This window comes from Prevotella sp. P4-119, from assembly GCF_002251345.1.
Lineage (GTDB): Bacteria > Bacteroidota > Bacteroidia > Bacteroidales > Bacteroidaceae > Prevotella.
On sequence record NZ_NPJB01000003.1, the window covers coordinates 25,390 to 42,344 of the forward strand.

Genomic DNA, 16,955 nt, shown 5'->3' on the forward strand with positions numbered 1-16,955 from the left:
AATAAACATCCTTTCAGCTGAAGTGCTGCCTAAGCAGACTTTAGCGTGAATGATATTATTCGATGACTACAGTAGTCCATCCGTGCTTGTCTTCTGCAATACCATACTGGATGTCGCGCAGATGGTTGAAGAGTTTCTCAGACCAAGGACCCGGTTTGTCGCCGAAGGAATAAACCTTGCCTGTTTCGAGGTCATCAATATGGCTGATGGGACTGATAACTGCTGCTGTTCCACAAGCACCTGCCTCTTCGAATGTCTCCAACTCCTCTTCGGGAATCTGACGGCGCTCAACCTTCATGCCTAAATCCTCGGCCAACTGCATGAGTGAACGGTTGGTGATAGAGGGAAGAATAGAGGTTGACTTCGGAGTGACGTAGGTGTTATTCTTGATGCCGAAGAAGTTGGCGGCACCACACTCGTCAATGTATTTCTTCTCTTTAGCATCAAGATAGAATTCGCAGGCGTAACCCTTCTCGTGTGCCAGATTGTTGGCAAAGAGGGATGCAGCATAGTTGCCACCCACCTTGTATTTTCCTGTGCCAAGAGGAGCAGAACGGTCGTAGTCGCGTATAATGACGTAGGGGTTGGCAGAGAAACCACCCTTGAAATATGGGCCTACGGGAGTTACGAAAATCAGGAAACAGTATTCTTTTGAAGGATGTACACCAACCTGTGCACTGGTACCGATGAGCAATGGACGGATGTAGAGTGTTGCGCCACTCTCATAGGTAGGAATCCATTCCTGATTGAGACGTACCACCTTTTTGACCATTTCGGTGAAGAGTTCGGTGGGAAGTTCGGGCATGAGAATACCGCGACAAGTGCTCTGCAGACGCTCGGCATTGTCCTTCACACGGAAGATGCGTACCTTTCCGTCTGGACAGCGGTAAGCCTTCAGACCTTCAAAGGCCTCTTGTCCGTAGTGCAGACAGGTGGCAGCCATGTGCAGGTTGAGATACTCGTCGGAGCAAACCTCTATTTCGCCCCACTTACCGTCACGATAGTAACAGCGTACATTGTAGTCGGTCTTGATGTAACCGAAAGGCAGATTAGCCCAATCTAATTGTTTCATATCTTTATATGTTTGACAGTTGTGCTTGCAAATTTAATCATTTTTGTTAAGTTTTGCAATAATTTCGATGCTTTTGTTGCTCAAAATGCTCATCTTTATCGATTATTTCTCGGCTTGGGTGAGTTTATCTATCTCCTTTTCCGTTTCGGTGAGCCGTTTCTTGCAAAGCGTGATGAGTTCTTGGGCTTCTTTCATGTGGGCGGTAATCTGGTCGATGTCCAGTTGGCCGCCCTCCATTTTACGGACGATTTCCTGAAGCCGTGCAAAGGCTTCTTCGTATTTTTGGGGATGATTCATTGTATGATGGATTTGATGGTTCCTTGTTTCAGTCGTGTCTCTATCTCGTCACCGGATTTAACGTCTTGGGGGCTCTTGACAATCTGTCCGTTGTGGAGCGTGATACTGTAACCGCGTTGGAGAAGTAACTGTGGGTCGTAGCCTTCCAGTTTGAGTTGGATGCGCTCCAGGCTGTGGTGTGCTTCTGTCATAAGGCGTTGCGCCAGATGAGGTAGAAGCGTGGTGATGTGTTCCAGTTGCAGTCGATGGCGCTGCAGTCGGTCTAGTGCATAATGTGCAATGACATTTTCTGCATCAGCCACCTGTTGTAAGGTGTTGCAAAGGTGGGTTATCAGTAGTGTGGCTGCGGCTGTTGGAGTCTTTACTCTGGTATGGCTCACCATGTCGAGCACACATTCGTCGCGGTCGTGACCGATACCTGTGATGATGGGCAATGGGAAGTTGGCAACGTTCTCTGCCAACGGAAGGGTGTCGAAACCGCTCATGTCGCTGGTAGCTCCTCCACCGCGGATGATGACTACCGCATCGAAGTCGTCGATACGGTTATTGATGAGGTTGAGTGCCTGGATGACACTTTGTTCTACGCGTTCGCCTTGCATGATGGCAGGGAAGAGCTCGGTGTGGAATTGAAGGTTGTATTCGTTGTCGAGCAATTGCCGACAGAAGTCTCCGTAGCCTGCTGCCGATTCTGCCGAGATAACGGCAATGCGCTGGGCGAATGGAGACAGACGTAGTTCGCGTTGGAGGTCGAAAACTCCTTGGGCTTTCAATGTCTTGATAATTTCTTGTCGGCGACGTGCTAAATCTCCGATGGTGTAGGTAGGGTCAATATCGCTGACAATCCAGGAAAAGCCATAGGCTTCGTGGAATTGTGGATAGACTCGCAACAGTACTTTCATGCCAGCGCGTAACGGTTGTCCTGTGGCTCGAAGAAACGTGGCATGGAGTAGTGTCCAGGTCTGTCGCCAACATTTGGCAGATGCTTTGGCAATGGGCGAATTGGAGCGCTCGTCTTTTTCTACCAGTTCCATATAGCAATGTCCATTGCGCTCACGACATTCTGCCAATTCTGCCTCTACCCAATACTCATCGGGTAAGGCGTTGCTGACGGCTTCGTGGACTAATGCGTTGAGTGCATATAGTGAGAAATGGTGGCTTTGCTCCATAATTCTATTCCGTTTGGGATGGCTGATCAGATTTCTGTTGGATGCGCCCTACCATATAGGCACGCCAAAAGTTTGGAAGTCCGTAGCCGGTGATGTTGTCGGGATGTTCGCTATTGCGACTGGTCTGACGAATGAGTTGTATAATCTGCCTCGCGGTCAGTTTCGGTAAGGCTTGCCACAAACAGGCGGTCAGGCCGCAAATGATGGGTGAGGCAAAGGAGGTGCCCATATCCTGGGCAATGGTTCCACGTCCTGTAACAATGGTTGCGGGACTTCCGATGGCCACAACATCTGGTTTGATGCGTCCGTCTTGTGTGGGACCTACTGCGCTGAAAGGAGCGTTTCCGAGTTCCTCCGTAACGGCGCCTACGGTGAGACAGTCCTCAGCATCAGCAGGAAAGGTAAGTTTCTTCCAGCCTCCCATACCCGTATTGCCCGATGAATTGACAAGGATAATACCTTTTCCGATGACCATTGATGCAGTACGGCTGATGAATGTTGAGTGGCCGTCGAGTTGCCAGAGTTGATGTGACCCGATACCGTGGTCGTATTGATGATAGCCAAGGGATGAGTTGATGAGATCGCATCCTACCGAATCGGCAAATTCTACTGCCATTGCCCAATAGTCTTCCTCTACTTCTTGTTCTGACTGCGGGTCTTCGCAGCGCAGAAGCCAATAAGAAGCCTGAGGGGCTGTTCCTATATAATAATAAGGTGTATTGATGGCCATGGTGGATAGAACGCGTGTGCCGTGGTCAGTCTCATAGAAGACCGACGGTGAGTTTGGAAATACGAAATCACGTGTGCCTTTGATGTCAACCTTCGAGAAGGCAGGTATGCGATTGACGTTTTTGAATCCTCCGTCTAAGACTGCAATCGTCAGTCCTTCACCACGATAGCCGATGTCGTGAAGTCTTTGGCCGTTGGTGGTCTGAATCTGATCTGCTGCGCGACCGTACATGGTGTCGGGAATAGAGTCGTTAGGTAGAAAAGAATCGTGGAATTTTGTTCGGATGGCAGTCGGCTCGATGGAGTCGGGGGCTTGCCATACGTTTCGGCAATTGCTGACAAAGGGAAAATGGCGGATGCGCTGGATGTCGGAAGTGTCGCGCATTTCAACAAGAACGGTGTTGTTCCATCGGCTTTGTCCGATAACGGCGGTCTGGCGGTTTTCGATTGCTCTAATATAATGTGGACTGACTGGAAGATCGGTAGAATCGATGGCAAGTCCTTGGCGCTTACGGCGTTCAATGCTTCGACGGGAAAGAAAACGTGACGGATGGTCGATGGAGTAGGGTGATTTGTTTTTGTCTGTCAACGTGATACGGTAGATATAAGCCGGACACACCTTGTTTCTGACCCGCTTGGCGCTAGCCTGTGTTGTTGCTGCCGTTGTGGTGATGCAACATATTACCGTTAACAATGTCAACAGAGTGATTCGCATGTTTCAATCCTATTTTCTTTTAGGTTGCGAAGTTACGAAGAAATGGGGAAACTGCCAAAAAAATGTTCGGTTTTCCGTTGAAGACGTCGCTTGTTGGTTGCCTTTGGATTGTTTTGTCGCTTTTCGACATAGTAAAAAAATGAATTGCTCTTTCTTAAGTGGGAATGGATATTATACTTTAGAGTGGCTTTTGGGCTGTCTTATTGCTTTTGGGATGTGTTTGGGATGTGTTCGGGATGTGTTCGGGATGTGTTCGGGACGCAGGTGTTCGTAGAGAATAAGCAAGACAGATGTTTATTCACAAAACTTTAAAAATGTATTTTCCCTCTGCTTTCGCTGCTCCAAAATTTGCCTTTGGCTTATTTTGTCGCGACTCAACAGAGTAAAAATGTATTGTTACTCTGCTTTCGCTGCTCCAAAATTTGCCTTTGGCTTATTTTGTCGCGACTCAACAGAGTAAAAATGTATTGTTACTCTGCTTTCGCTGCTCCAAAATTTGGTATTCTGCTCGAATTGCACTATCTTTGCACAAAATATAAACGAATGGATAATAGACAAGCGACCCTTGAACTTGGAACCAAACCTGTAGGACAATTGCTTATGCAATATGCGCTACCTGCCATTGTGGCAATGACCGCCTCCAGTCTCTACAATATGGTTGACTCCATATTCATAGGACAAGGTGTAGGAGCTATGGCTATTTCGGGATTGGCAATCACATTTCCTTTTATGAACCTGTCGGGAGCTGTAGGAGCTGCCATTGGTGTGGGAGCGTCCACCTATCTCTCTGTGAAACTTGGACAGAAAGACTATAAGACCGCAGAGCTGCTTTTGGGAAATGCTATCGTTCTGAAAATTATTACGGGAATCCTATTCGGAGCCGTATGCCTCTTATTCCTTGACCCTATCCTTTATTTCTTCGGTGCAACAGAGAACACTATAGGATATGCACGTGAATATATGCAGATTATCTTAGTGGGAAATGTGGCAACGCATCTGTATTTCGGACTTAATGCCTTGCTGAGGGCAGCTTCGAAACCCAAACATGCCATGTATGCAACCATATTTACGGTTGTTATCAACACGATTCTGGACCCTATATTCATCTGGGTATTTGATATGGGCATACGAGGAGCAGCATTGGCTACGATTCTTGCACAGATGCTGGCACTATGTTGGCAACTGTCCATCTTCTCCAATCCTAAAGAAATGCTCCACTTTAAAAGGGGAACATATCGGTTGAGAGCGGATATCATCAAGAATATTCTGGCTATTGGTATTTCTCCTTTCTCCATGAATGCTTGTGCTTGTATTGTGGTTATCTTCATCAATACAGCATTGGTACGCTACGGTGGGGATATGGCCGTTGGAGCCTATGGAATCGCTAATAGAATTGCCTTTATCTTTGTGATGATTGTTATGGGAATCAAGCAGGGATTGCAGCCCATTGCTGGATATAATTATGGTGCACAACTCCATAGCAGACTCATACACGTAGTAAGATTGGCAATGCTTGCTGCAACAGTAGTGGTTGTGGCAGGATGGGTTACAGGACAACTGTTGCCATACTATTGCGCCAGACTCTTTACTTCTGACCAAACACTCATCAATCATTCCATACAAGCTATTAGGGTTAATATGCTCCTATTCCCCTTGATAGGATACCAGATGGTGGTCACCTGTTTCTTCCAATCGATAGGAAAAGCAAAAATCAGCATGCTTCTCTCCTTGTCGAGACAAATGCTATTCCTCGTGCCACTACTCATTATCCTACCACCGATATTTAAAATAGACGGAGTATGGGCTGCACTACCTGCTAGTGATGGAATTGCATTTATTGTGACGTGGGTGACAATGGAAACCTATAAGAAAAAACTTAGAACAAATGCTCAACAATAAAATCATCATCAACGTAGGCCGACAACTCGGTAGTGGCGGACACGACATCGCACGTATGCTCGCCATGGATTTCAATGCGAAATACTACGATAAAGAATTACTTAACCTGGCTGCCAAGGAAAGTGGATTCTGCGAAAAATTCTTCGAACAGAATGATGAACAACGTGGATTTCTGCGAACACTCTTTCATCTGCATGCACCTCACATGGGGGATAATAACATGTACAGCAACGACTTCTCGCAAGAGAATCTCTTCAAATTTCAAAGCGATGCTATAAGAAAGGCAGCACAAGAGTCTTCGTGCGTCTTTGTTGGAAGATGTGCTGACTATGTGCTGCGTGATTACCCTAATGTCGTCAACGTGTTTGTTACTGCAGATATGGATTTTCGCATAGACCAAGTGATGCATAAACAAAATATAGGAAGGGAGGAAGCACGAAAATTCATTGAAAACGGTGAGTCAAAACGTGCTGCATACTATAATTATTATACCGGAAAGAAATGGGGACATGCTTCGTCTTACGATCTCTGTATCGACTCTTCAAAACTTGGATTGCAAGCAACGGAACACATCATTGCTGACTTCATAAGAAAATATCTCGACCTCGATTGAAACAAAAAGAAATATGAAGAGAATCGGAATCATCAGTGACACACATTCTTATTGGGATGATAAATATCTTACCTATTTCGAAGAGTGTGACGAAATATGGCACGCTGGAGATATTGGCTCGGTAGAAGTGGCAGAAAAATTAGCGGCTTTCAGACCGTTACGGGCTGTTTGCGGAAACTGCGACGGAGGAGACCTAAGACTGATGTACCCTGAAGTGCTGAGATGGAAATGTGAAGATGTGGAAGTGCTTATGAAACATATAGGTGGGTATCCTGGCAACTATGATGCCAGCATAAGAGGACAAATCTATGCCTCACCGCCACAATTGTTTATCAGTGGACATTCACACATCCTTAAAGTGAAATACGATAAGACACTTCGTCTCTTACACATCAATCCTGGTGCTGCCGGACAACAAGGTTGGCACAAGGAACGCACACTGGTCAGACTGACCATAGATAAAAATGAATTTAAAGACTGTGAGGTCATCACTCTTGGTCATCATTTATAAACCAAAGGAAGCAGATAGATATGAAAACAATCGTCATTACTGGTGGCGCAGGCTTTATAGGAAGCCATGTAGTGCGCCTGTTCGTGAACAAGTATCCTGAGTATCACATCATCAACCTCGATAAACTCACTTATGCAGGTAATCTGGCCAATCTTAAAGATGTGGAAGATAAACCTAACTATGAGTTTGTGAAAATGGACATCTGCGACTTCGACGCCTTCTATAAACTCATGCAAGAAAAGCATGTCGATGGCATCATTCATCTTGCCGCAGAAAGTCACGTGGATCGCTCTATCAAAGACCCATTTACATTTGCACAAACCAATGTGATGGGAACACTCGCGCTACTTCAGGCTGCAAAACTCTATTGGGAGTCATTGCCCGAAAAATATGAAGGAAAACGATTCTATCACATTTCTACCGACGAAGTGTATGGAGCTCTTGAACTGACACATCCAGAGGGTATCAAACCACCATATACTACAACAGCTTCGTCTGCACAGCACCATCTGGCTTACGGAGAACAGTTCTTCCTCGAAACAACAAAGTATAACCCACACTCTCCATATTCTGCATCGAAGGCAAGTTCTGACCATTTCGTTAGAGCTTTCCACGATACATACGGAATGCCTATAGTGGTGACAAACTGTTCTAATAACTACGGACCCTATCAGTTCCCGGAGAAGTTGATTCCTTTGTTTATTAACAATATACGTCATCGCAAACCATTGCCCGTATATGGAAAAGGTGAAAATGTACGCGATTGGCTCTTCGTGGAAGATCATGCAAAAGCTATTGATCTGATCTTCCATAAAGGAAAAATAGCTGATACCTATAATATCGGAGGATTTAACGAGTGGAAGAATATCGATATTATCAAGGTGGTGATTAAAACCGTTGACAGATTGCTCGGACGTAAAGAAGGAGAAGATATGGATCTCATTACTTTCGTAACAGACCGAGCTGGACATGACCTGCGCTATGCTATTGACTCTACAAAATTGCAGAAAGAACTCGGATGGGAACCTTCATTACAGTTTGAAGAGGGTATAGAGAAAACGGTACGCTGGTATCTCGACAATCAGGACTGGCTCGATAATGTGACCTCGGGAGACTATCAGAAATACTATGACAATATGTATTCACAACAATCATAATTTTAACAGTAACATTATTAATGAAGAAAGTATTACTACTTGGAAGCGGAGAACTTGGTAAAGAGTTCGTAATTGCCGCAAAGCGTGCAGGTGCCTACGTGGTGGCATGCGATCGTTATGACAATGCACCTGCCATGCAAGTGGCAGATGAGCGAGAGATTTTCTCTATGCTGGATGGTGATGCCCTTACGGCTGTCGTCAATAAGCATAAACCAGATCTTATCGTTCCTGAGATTGAAGCAATCCGTACAGAACGTCTTTTTGATTTTGAAAAACAAGGCATTCAAGTTGTACCTTCTGCTCGCGCCGTGAATTTTACTATGAACAGACGCGCTATCCGCGATCTGGCCTCACGCGAATTGGGTCTTCGTACTGCCAAGTATTTTTACGCTAAAACATTTGATGAATTTAAAAAAGCTGCAGACGAAATCGGATTCCCATGTGTGGTAAAACCACTAATGTCATCTTCTGGACATGGACAAAGCTATGTACACAATGATGACGAACTTGAACAGGCTTTTAAAGATGCTATGGAAGGTAGCCGTGGAGATGTAAAAGAGGTGATTATTGAGGAATTTATTGATTTTGAATCTGAATTCACTCTTCTTACTGTGACACAGAAAAACGCTCCAACAATATTCTGCCCACCTATCGGACACGTACAAAAGAGCGGAGATTATCGCGAGTCATGGCAACCCTATAAAATATCAGAACAGGCTCTTGCACAAGCTCAGCATATGGCTGACCAAGTGACTAAAGCGCTGACAGGATACGGAATATGGGGCGTCGAATTCTTCCTGACCAAACAAGGAGAAGTCATTTTCTCTGAATTGAGCCCTCGCCCACATGACACGGGAATGGTAACTCTCGGACATACAACAAACCTATCGGAGTTTGAACTTCATTTCAGAGCTATCATGGGCTTGCCTATCGCCGATATTAGACTGGAACATGCAGGCGCTTCTGCGGTAGTCCTTTCGCCTATAGAAAAGAAAGGTCCACTTGATTACAACCTCGTCGATGCACTAAAAGAGGAATGCACACGAGTGCGTATCTTCGGAAAACCAGAAGCTCATCCGGGAAGACGCATGGGTGTGGTCCTATGCTATGGTGATACTGATGCCGATACTGATGCCTTGCGCAATAAAGCTAAACGATTGGCAAAGACTGTGCTGGGAACAGATCCTTATGCAAAAATTGAACACTAAACTGATTACTCTTCCAAAAATTGCCGATTCAAGGGGAAACCTCACCGTTGCAGAGGCTTTCGATAACGTGCCCTTTGATATAAAAAGGGTTTATTGGTTGTATGAAGTCCCAGAAAACGGCAGTAGGGGAGGACATGCACATCGCCGGCTCCAGCAACTTCTTGTTGCTGTGAGTGGCGCTTGTCATGTCACACTCGATAATGGCTACGAACGAAAAACGATACTTCTCAATAATCCCTATCAAGGATTGTTCATTGATAAGACACTATGGGTGACTCTTGATCAATTTTCACCAGGTGCCGTTTGTTTGGTTTTAGCATCAGAAGGTTATAATGCCGCAGATTATATTGAAGATTACAACGAGTTTTTGAAGTATGTGAAATGTTCCAAATAACTCCTTACCATTCATCTGAATACGAAAAATGGAATGCTTTTGTGGAGCGTTCTAAAAATGCCACGTTCCTTTTCGACAGACATTATATGGATTATCATGCTGATCGTTTTCAGGATGCCTCATTGATGTTTTATCTTGAAGGAAGACTGGTCGCTTTGTTACCTGCCCACAAAGACGGAGATACGCTTTGCTCACATAATGGATTGACGTACGGTGGATTGATAATGGATGAAAAGGCTACTGCAGAAAGAATATCTGTGTTGTTTGCAGAAATGAATGATTACCTGCGAAACCAAGGATTTAGGACAGTCTTCTATAAACCAGTACCATGGATCTATCATCAGTATGCTGCAGAAGAGGATCTTTATGCTTTGTATAATGTATGTAAAGCTCAACTCGTGGGACGTGATGTGGCTGCTGTCGCCTGCACAAATCATTTGCTACCATGGAGGAATATCCGTAAACAAGGAGCTAAAAAAGCAATTCAACATGGTTGTGTTATTCGTGGGGGGGAAAACTATTCTGATTTTTGGGATATTCTGACTGAGAATCTACAGACAAAATATGGTGTATCTCCTGTTCATACGTTAGATGAAATACATTTGCTTCATCATCTTTTTCCAAAACAAATCAGACTTTTTGTGGCAGAGATTAATGGTCGTATCATGGGAGGAACTGTTTTGTACATGACTCGAAATGTAGTTCATGTGCAGTATATATCTGCTTCTGCTGAAGGCAAACGTTTACATGTACTTGATTGCCTTTTCGATTTCCTTCTGGAAAATCTTCCGCAAGAATGCCACTATTTTGATTTCGGAAAATCAACAGCAACAGACAGTTGTCTGTTGAATGCTTCCTTGGCTTATCAAAAAGAAGGATTTGGGGCGAGAAGCATTTGTTATGATACGTACCAATGGAATCTTTGATATGAAATATTGCGATTTGAAATTATTGTCTGACCATAGAAAAGAGCAATTACATGATGCCATAGATTCTGTTTTACAGAGTGGGTGGTATCTACGAGGGGAAGCAACAGAACGCTTTGAAAGACATTATGCCCGTTATATTGGAACGCGATATTGTGTGGGCTGTGGCAATGGACTTGATGCTTTGTGGCTGATTCTTCGTGCATATAAAGAAATGGGAGTGATAAACGAAGGAGACGAGGTGATCGTACCTGCCAATACGTATATTGCTTCTTTATTGGCTATTACAGAGAATCGACTCGTTCCTGTTCTTGTGGAACCAAATCTCGAAACGTTGCAAATTGATGAAAGTCAGATAGAAAAGGCGATTACCAGACGAACACGTGCCGTTATGATCGTGCATCTATATGGTTCGTGTGCTTATAGTAAACGTATTGCTGAAATCTGTAAGAAATACGAGCTGAAATTAGTGGAGGATAATGCGCAGGCTCATGGATGTGAATGGAATGGTATAAAAACAGGGGCATTGGGAGATGCAGCAGGACATAGTTTTTATCCAACAAAAAATCTTGGAGCATTAGGTGATGCTGGAGCTGTTACAACCAATGACGAACAATTGGCGGAAATAATCAGAGAATTAGGGAATTATGGTAGTTCCCAGAAGTATTTGTTTGAACGCTGTGGAAGAAATTCGAGAATAGATGAAATACAAGCGGCTGTTCTTGATGTGAAACTGTCATGGTTGGATTCGGATAATCAGAGCAGACGAAATATTGCTAACATCTACGATAAACTGATTAACAATCCATTGATTCGAACAGCAAAAATGTCTTCTCGGGCTGTCTATCATATCTATCCTCTATTTTGTGAAAAACGAAATGAACTTCAGACATATCTGAAAGAACATGATGTGGAAACGGTAATCCATTATCCAGTTCCCCCACATCTACAGAAGTGTTATCCTGCATTAAAACGTTCATTCCCTATAACGGAGCTGATTCATCAGCAGGAATTGAGTCTGCCTTGTTATCCAATGATGAAAGAAAAAGAGGCAGACCATATTGCCCGCCTCTTGAATGATTTTTTTTGACCCTCATTAGCTCATTAGGAGGGAGTATCCATTGATGCAAACATCAATCTGGCATCAGAAGAATAGTAACGCTTCGTGCTGCTTGAGCTCCCATTACCAATACCTGGGCAATATCTGCTGTCTTTGATGGACCGCTAATAAAGGTACCGTAACCATCATATTTCGAGTCGAATGCAATCTGCTTGTAGGCTTCGTGCATGTTATTTACAATCTGAGACTTACGAAGTAGAATAACGATATTCTCGGAGATGAAACAAACGGCTTTTTCTTTCATTTGCTGAGGAATCCAAATGCATCCGTTTTCTGCCACACCAAACATTCCTCGTATTATACCCACGTCAGTCCCGTTGAGAGCTTGAGCATTCTCTATTGTGTCGGGATTTCGTGTGGCGATGGTAATCTCGGAGAGGTTGGAGGCAATCTCTTTGGCATCAGGATAGAGTTCTTTGACCAGAGCATTAATATCTTGATTCTCTTTTACTTCTATGATGTTGCCACCAACATTCTTGCTCATTTCTATAAATTGCGAAAGTGGTTCTTTATAAGTAATGGGCGTGATGTCACTTAGATCGGGCATTTCAAAACGTTCATGAATATTTGAACGATACTTCTTAAGTATATCTTCCTTGTTGCTCATAATCTGTTGTATGATAGGGTGTTATTTGTCTAATTCCTTAATTAACTCATGGAAAGGCTTCTTGGGAAATTGCATCATTTTATGACCTTCTGCCCATGGATTCAGACCATTGTTAAGAACAAACGATGGAAGAATATTGGCCCATGAGGCCATGCCCGTGGCAAGGTTGTAAAGCCATGAATGGTTGTAAAGTGCAGTCATACCTTTACACATTAACTTCTTCTGTGGATTGGCTGTGCCGAATTCATCTAACTGCTGACGCCAAAGGTATATCTGATCTCCAAGGTTTACTTTGACAGGACATACTGACTGACAACTGTTGCAGAGCGTACAAGCTGATACATTGCCTGAATGTTTCTTACTGTCACGAAGCATACCAAGGTTGATTCCTATAGGACCTGGAATGAAATAACTGTAGGAATAACCACCGCTACGGCGATAAACAGGGCAGGTGTTCATACATGAACCACAGCGGATACATTTCAAAGATTCCCAATGGGTAGGATTGCCTATCCACTCCGAACGGCCATTATCAACTAAGATAATGTGCATATTGTCAGCTGTAGGACGAGCTTTACGGAAGTGGCTGGTGTATGTTGTTGTGGGTTGGCCTGTTCCTGCACGGCAGAGCATGCGCTGGAAAACGGCAAGACAATCGTAATTGGGGATGACTTTCTCTAATCCGATTGCGGCAATATGTAGTTTCGGACAGGAAGTGGACATGTCTGCATTACCTTCGTTGGTACACACCACTATATCACCAGTTTCGGCTATACCGAAATTGGCACCTGTCATGCCTGCATCTGCAGTAAGAAACTCATTGCGCAAACTCAATCGGGCACAATAGGTTAGATACGTGGGATCGTGGTTTCCTTTCTCTGAATTGAGCTTTTCTTCAAACAATTCACCTACGTCGTTGTGATTCAGGTGAATAGCGGGCATTACGATATGACTCGGCTTCTGACCTTTCAATTGGATAATGCGCTCACCAAGGTCGGTTTCTACTACTTCTATGCCACGTGCTTCCAAATAGGGATTCATCTCGCATTCTTCCGTGAGCATTGATTTTGATTTCACCATCTTCTTAACATGGTGGCTGCTCAAGATATCATAGACGATCTCATTGAATTCATTGGCATCTTTCGCCCAATGTACAATAACTCCGTTCTTCTCAGCATTGGTGGCAAACTGATCTAGATATTCGTCAAGATGGGTCAAGGTGTGACGCTTGATAGCTGAAGCTTTCTCACGTAATTGCTCCCATTCTTCAAGTCCATAGGCCATCTTGTCGCGTTTGGTGCGAACTGACCAAAATGTGGCGTCGTGCCACTTTGCATATTCTTGGTTTTTTAAGAATTCTTTGGCTGCTTTTGAATGTGATGTACTCATAGTGCATGCGTTTTAATAGGAATACATAAAGTCTTGTTAAAGGCCTGAGGCAAGAATCTCAATAACGTGTTTGAATTGTATGTCTTTGCCTTGTTTACGGGCAATTCCGGCCATGTGCATCAAACAAGAACAGTCGGCACCGGTAATATATTTCGCACCGGTCTCAATATGACGTTCAACTTTGTCTATGCCCATTTGCGTTGACACTGCGGTCTCTTCTACGGAGAACATTCCTCCGAAGCCACAACATTCATCTGGACGGTCGGGCTCTACAACATCAATTCCTTGTACTAATTGAAGAAGGTCTTTGATTTTGTTGAATGGAGCGACGTGCTCTTCTGATGGGGAAGAAAGGCCCAGTTCACGTACACCATGACAGGAGTTGTGGAGGCTTACCTTGTGTGGGAATGTTCCTAAGGGCTGATTGACCTTGACTACGTCGTGAAGGAATTCTACAACGTCCATAATCTTGTCAGATGTCTGACATTCGTGCTTTCCTTTCAACAACCTTGGGTAGTTGAGCTTAATGAACGCGGTACATGATACACTGGGAGCTACGACGTAATCAAACTCCTTAAACTTGTCTTCAAACTTTTTGGCTAAAGGAACGGCTTCGTTTTCAAAACCGGCATTGGCCATGGGCTGTCCGCAACAGGTCTGCTTGAGTGGATAGGTGACATCCAGATTTAGATGGCGCAACAGTTTGTAAGTTGCAACACCAACTTCCGGATAAACGGCATCTACATAGCAGGGGATGAATAGTCCGATTTTCATAAAAGAATTGTGCTTGTTTATTATTGTTTGTTTAGTATGTGCAAGGGAGAGTACTCAGTTGGTAAAGAAGAGTTTGAGCCATTCGACGATGACCCGCATCATTGGGATGCAGTCTGTCAACCTCCTTGTCCTTAAAGTATGTAGTATATTCGTCCATCATGGGGAATAGACCACAAAGTGAGTTGAGATCGATAACAGGAACGGCCCAGATATTACCGGCTTCTTTTACTGATTCTACATAACGCTGAAAGGGCTCGCCACAGAGGTTGTAATAATCTTCTGTAGGTTGCCAATTCTTTTCATTACGATAAAAACCTGCCCGATGAATTGGAGTGAGTAATACTATCTGTTTGGTAGGGTAGGTGCGCTTCAATTTGTCGAGGGCGATGTTTATTCGTCCACGATAGGTCGATTTATCCATTATAGGATACATACGTTTACGAGTTACCATGTGCTTGGGCTCGTGTATGCCTGCCATGACTTGTTCTTCTTTGATGTCATACCACTCTCCAATGGGAACACCGGCATTGAAGTCGTTGGTACCGATGAAAACGATGATGGCATCAACCGAATCACCATGTTCTTGATGCAACTTTTCTGTTTGGGTGGGAATGTTGTCCCATTGACGACCGCTGACACCATATATATAAGGTGTAATACCGAGCCAGTCCTCTAGAAAATTCCAAAACTTCAATTTAGAACCATCGTTGTTGGGGTCAGTAATTGAATCACCAAAATAAGCCACGCGCTTATGCGCCCATGGATGAGGGAAGCTAATGGTCTGAGCATTGACTTCATGAGCCAGTGCAAGGATGAAATACAGCGCAAAAAAAATATATCGTTTCATTATTTTATTAAATTATGGATTATTTAACTGCAAAAGTAGAAAAAAATGAAGAAACTACCAACTTCCTTTGTTTTTTTTAATATTATTGATGCTGCAATTAGCGAAAAAAATGACTAACTTTGCAAACGAATAAATACAAAACGAATATGAATAACAATTATTTTGAAAATGATCGCGTCGCATATCAGCGACAATGGGAAGTTTCTTCGGCCTTTCCTGCTCTGATGCGTAAAGTCTATACATGGATGGTTTTTGCCTTGGCAATTACAGGATTCACAGCATATGCCGTAGCTACAAGTCCTGGTGTACTCATGACAATTTATTCCAACTCAATGTTGTTGTGGGGAATGGTAATAGCTCAACTTGCCATTGTTATAGGAGTAAGTGCTGCCATAAACAGATTGTCGCTTACATCAGCCACACTTCTGTTTATACTATATTCCGTTATCAACGGAGCTATGTTCTCTAGTATATTCGTTATCTATACAGCATCGTCCATTGCTTCTACTTTCTTGGTTACGGCAGGAACATTTGCTGTCATGGCAGTTGTTGGTTATACGACAAAGAAAGATCTTACATCATTAGGACGCTTGGCGATGATGGCTCTCGTGGGAATAATCATTGCCACACTCGTAAACGTATTCTTCCTTAAAAGCACAGGAGTAGAACTCTTCATCACCTATGCCGGAGTATTAATCTTTGTAGGATTGGTAGCATACGATTCCCAAAAAATAAAAATAATGCTTGCACAAGCTCCAGATGCTGGAGAATCAGCGCAAAAAATAGCTTTACTCGGAGCATTGTCACTCTATCTCGATTTTATTAATCTCTTCTTATATCTTCTCCGTATTTTTGGAAAAAGAGAATAAAAAGATAATATCTAATAGATCCCACTTTAAAACAGGTCTGACCTTTTAAAGTGGGATCTTTGTTTTCCTTCACTTAAATTCTATCAAGACTATATAAGTCTAATTTTCATGATAGTCCCCACTAAGATCCAATATCGTTCGCTAAAAAAGGGACTTGCATCGGACTTATATCAAACTTACTTGGGAAACATTACAATAATTCGATAGACGCTTTTGATAAGAATGAAGTTCTCACGTATCCCGAACACATCCCGAACACATCCCGAACACAGCATAAGAGAAAAACTTATCCATTGCCTCATTCTGCTCCAATTTTCTTTTATTTAACCTCTAAATGTTAAGCCACTTCACGAACCTATTTCAATGTACAAAACGTACGGCAAAAGTTTAACAGTGCATATATATAATAAGGTGTAGAAAAATATGATGTAAAAGAAATGGAAAAATGATGCGTAAAAATGAAAAAAAACATGGATTTTCTTTGGTGGTATCGAAAAAGTGCGTACCTTTGCATTCGCTTTCACCACAAAACTGGTGACAAGCACTGAAGGAAGAGTTCTTTGAAAGATTTACATAAAACAGAGAAGTAGTAGTACAAGAAGCGAGACTTACTTTTTATGAGTACAGTCTTGGGTGAATTTACGAACCGTCGATTTTTAGGA

Annotated in this window: 17 protein-coding genes; 9 read left to right on the forward strand and 8 right to left on the reverse strand. The window is 43.4% G+C overall.

The window, feature by feature from the left end; genetic code table 11:
- Positions 1-55: 55 nt before the first annotated feature.
- The 4 genes from CIK89_RS00345 to CIK89_RS00360 all read right to left on the reverse strand — a co-directional run bounded on the left by CIK89_RS00345 (position 56) and on the right by CIK89_RS00360 (position 3,979).
- Positions 56-1,105 (reverse strand): branched-chain amino acid aminotransferase, encoded by a 1,050-nt coding sequence (locus CIK89_RS00345; protein WP_256387811.1) that lies wholly within the window; start codon positions 1,103-1,105, stop codon positions 56-58.
- Between the two features lie 69 nt (positions 1,106-1,174).
- Positions 1,175-1,369: an exodeoxyribonuclease VII small subunit gene (gene xseB / locus CIK89_RS00350; RefSeq protein ID WP_094389449.1), complete on the reverse strand. Its 195-nt coding sequence runs from the start codon at positions 1,367-1,369 to the stop codon at positions 1,175-1,177.
- Entirely contained in the window at positions 1,366-2,535 is a 1,170-nt protein-coding gene (gene xseA, locus CIK89_RS00355) for an exodeoxyribonuclease VII large subunit (protein ID WP_094389450.1), read from the reverse strand. The genes xseB and xseA overlap by 4 nt, the downstream gene beginning before the upstream one ends.
- 4 nt (positions 2,536-2,539) lie before the next feature.
- On the reverse strand, positions 2,540-3,979 hold the full coding sequence (locus CIK89_RS00360; RefSeq protein ID WP_094389451.1) for a S8 family serine peptidase: 1,440 nt from the start codon (positions 3,977-3,979) through the stop codon (positions 2,540-2,542).
- 543 nt (positions 3,980-4,522) lie between these two features.
- Here CIK89_RS00360 and CIK89_RS00365 point away from each other — a divergent pair.
- Genes CIK89_RS00365 through CIK89_RS00400 form a run of 8 tightly spaced genes read left to right on the forward strand, consistent with a single transcriptional unit; the run spans position 4,523 to position 11,777 of the window.
- On the forward strand, positions 4,523-5,878 hold the full coding sequence (locus CIK89_RS00365; RefSeq protein ID WP_094389452.1) for an MATE family efflux transporter: 1,356 nt from the start codon (positions 4,523-4,525) through the stop codon (positions 5,876-5,878).
- Positions 5,865-6,491, forward strand: coding sequence for an AAA family ATPase (locus CIK89_RS00370; protein ID WP_094389453.1), 627 nt, complete (start codon positions 5,865-5,867; stop codon positions 6,489-6,491). Before CIK89_RS00365 ends, CIK89_RS00370 begins: the two co-directional genes overlap by 14 nt.
- 13 nt (positions 6,492-6,504) lie before the next feature.
- Positions 6,505-7,002 (forward strand): metallophosphoesterase, encoded by a 498-nt coding sequence (locus CIK89_RS00375; RefSeq protein WP_094389454.1) that lies wholly within the window; start codon positions 6,505-6,507, stop codon positions 7,000-7,002.
- 20 nt (positions 7,003-7,022) lie between these two features.
- A complete protein-coding gene (locus CIK89_RS00380) occupies positions 7,023-8,159 on the forward strand; it encodes a dTDP-glucose 4,6-dehydratase (protein ID WP_094389455.1) in 1,137 nt (378 codons plus the stop codon).
- 20 nt (positions 8,160-8,179) lie between these two features.
- A complete protein-coding gene (gene purT, locus CIK89_RS00385) occupies positions 8,180-9,367 on the forward strand; it encodes a formate-dependent phosphoribosylglycinamide formyltransferase (protein ID WP_094389456.1) in 1,188 nt (395 codons plus the stop codon).
- On the forward strand, positions 9,348-9,761 hold the full coding sequence (locus tag CIK89_RS00390) for an FdtA/QdtA family cupin domain-containing protein (protein WP_094464004.1): 414 nt from the start codon (positions 9,348-9,350) through the stop codon (positions 9,759-9,761). The genes purT and CIK89_RS00390 overlap by 20 nt, the downstream gene beginning before the upstream one ends.
- On the forward strand, positions 9,749-10,687 hold the full coding sequence (locus CIK89_RS00395) for a GNAT family N-acetyltransferase (protein ID WP_094389457.1): 939 nt from the start codon (positions 9,749-9,751) through the stop codon (positions 10,685-10,687). Before CIK89_RS00390 ends, CIK89_RS00395 begins: the two co-directional genes overlap by 13 nt.
- Complete coding sequence (locus CIK89_RS00400) at positions 10,662-11,777, forward strand: DegT/DnrJ/EryC1/StrS aminotransferase family protein (RefSeq protein ID WP_173815659.1); 1,116 nt, start codon at positions 10,662-10,664, stop codon at positions 11,775-11,777. Before CIK89_RS00395 ends, CIK89_RS00400 begins: the two co-directional genes overlap by 26 nt.
- A gap of 43 nt (positions 11,778-11,820) precedes the next feature.
- Here the strand turns inward: CIK89_RS00400 and CIK89_RS00405 are convergent, their stop codons facing one another.
- From CIK89_RS00405 to CIK89_RS00420, 4 genes are read right to left on the reverse strand one after another with little or no spacing between them, the layout of a single operon-like run.
- Positions 11,821-12,414, reverse strand: a complete 594-nt coding sequence (locus CIK89_RS00405) for an LUD domain-containing protein (protein WP_094389459.1) — start codon at positions 12,412-12,414, stop codon at positions 11,821-11,823.
- A gap of 21 nt (positions 12,415-12,435) precedes the next feature.
- On the reverse strand, positions 12,436-13,803 hold the full coding sequence (locus tag CIK89_RS00410; RefSeq protein ID WP_094389460.1) for a lactate utilization protein B: 1,368 nt from the start codon (positions 13,801-13,803) through the stop codon (positions 12,436-12,438).
- Positions 13,804-13,839: 36 nt separating this feature from the next.
- Complete coding sequence (locus tag CIK89_RS00415) at positions 13,840-14,577, reverse strand: (Fe-S)-binding protein (protein WP_094389461.1); 738 nt, start codon at positions 14,575-14,577, stop codon at positions 13,840-13,842.
- A gap of 31 nt (positions 14,578-14,608) precedes the next feature.
- Entirely contained in the window at positions 14,609-15,424 is an 816-nt protein-coding gene (locus CIK89_RS00420; protein WP_094389462.1) for an SGNH/GDSL hydrolase family protein, read from the reverse strand.
- A 146-nt stretch (positions 15,425-15,570) separates the two neighbouring features.
- On the opposite strand from CIK89_RS00420, the gene CIK89_RS00425 reads away from it, so the two are divergent.
- Positions 15,571-16,293 carry a Bax inhibitor-1/YccA family protein gene (locus CIK89_RS00425; protein WP_094389463.1) on the forward strand — a complete coding sequence of 241 codons (723 nt, stop codon included), beginning with the start codon at positions 15,571-15,573 and terminating at the stop codon, positions 16,291-16,293.
- Positions 16,294-16,955 lie beyond the last annotated feature (662 nt).

Bases quoted from the DNA above. Each gene is read 5' to 3' on its own strand.
- xseB (WP_094389449.1), bottom strand. From the start codon at position 1,369: ATGAATCATCCCCAAAAATACGAAGAAGCCTTTGCACGGCTTCAGGAA.
- xseA (WP_094389450.1), bottom strand. From the start codon at position 2,535: ATGGAGCAAAGCCACCATTTCTCACTATATGCACTCAACGCATTAGTC.
- CIK89_RS00360 (WP_094389451.1), bottom strand. From the start codon at position 3,979: ATGCGAATCACTCTGTTGACATTGTTAACGGTAATATGTTGCATCACC.
- CIK89_RS00365 (WP_094389452.1), top strand. From the start codon at position 4,523: ATGGATAATAGACAAGCGACCCTTGAACTTGGAACCAAACCTGTAGGA.
- CIK89_RS00370 (WP_094389453.1), top strand. From the start codon at position 5,865: ATGCTCAACAATAAAATCATCATCAACGTAGGCCGACAACTCGGTAGT.
- CIK89_RS00375 (WP_094389454.1), top strand. From the start codon at position 6,505: ATGAAGAGAATCGGAATCATCAGTGACACACATTCTTATTGGGATGAT.
- CIK89_RS00380 (WP_094389455.1), top strand. From the start codon at position 7,023: ATGAAAACAATCGTCATTACTGGTGGCGCAGGCTTTATAGGAAGCCAT.
- purT (WP_094389456.1), top strand. From the start codon at position 8,180: ATGAAGAAAGTATTACTACTTGGAAGCGGAGAACTTGGTAAAGAGTTC.
- CIK89_RS00390 (WP_094464004.1), top strand. From the start codon at position 9,348: ATGCAAAAATTGAACACTAAACTGATTACTCTTCCAAAAATTGCCGAT.
- CIK89_RS00395 (WP_094389457.1), top strand. From the start codon at position 9,749: ATGTTCCAAATAACTCCTTACCATTCATCTGAATACGAAAAATGGAAT.
- CIK89_RS00400 (WP_173815659.1), top strand. From the start codon at position 10,662: ATGATACGTACCAATGGAATCTTTGATATGAAATATTGCGATTTGAAA.
- CIK89_RS00405 (WP_094389459.1), bottom strand. From the start codon at position 12,414: ATGAGCAACAAGGAAGATATACTTAAGAAGTATCGTTCAAATATTCAT.
- CIK89_RS00410 (WP_094389460.1), bottom strand. From the start codon at position 13,803: ATGAGTACATCACATTCAAAAGCAGCCAAAGAATTCTTAAAAAACCAA.
- CIK89_RS00415 (WP_094389461.1), bottom strand. From the start codon at position 14,577: ATGAAAATCGGACTATTCATCCCCTGCTATGTAGATGCCGTTTATCCG.
- CIK89_RS00420 (WP_094389462.1), bottom strand. From the start codon at position 15,424: ATGAAACGATATATTTTTTTTGCGCTGTATTTCATCCTTGCACTGGCT.
- CIK89_RS00425 (WP_094389463.1), top strand. From the start codon at position 15,571: ATGAATAACAATTATTTTGAAAATGATCGCGTCGCATATCAGCGACAA.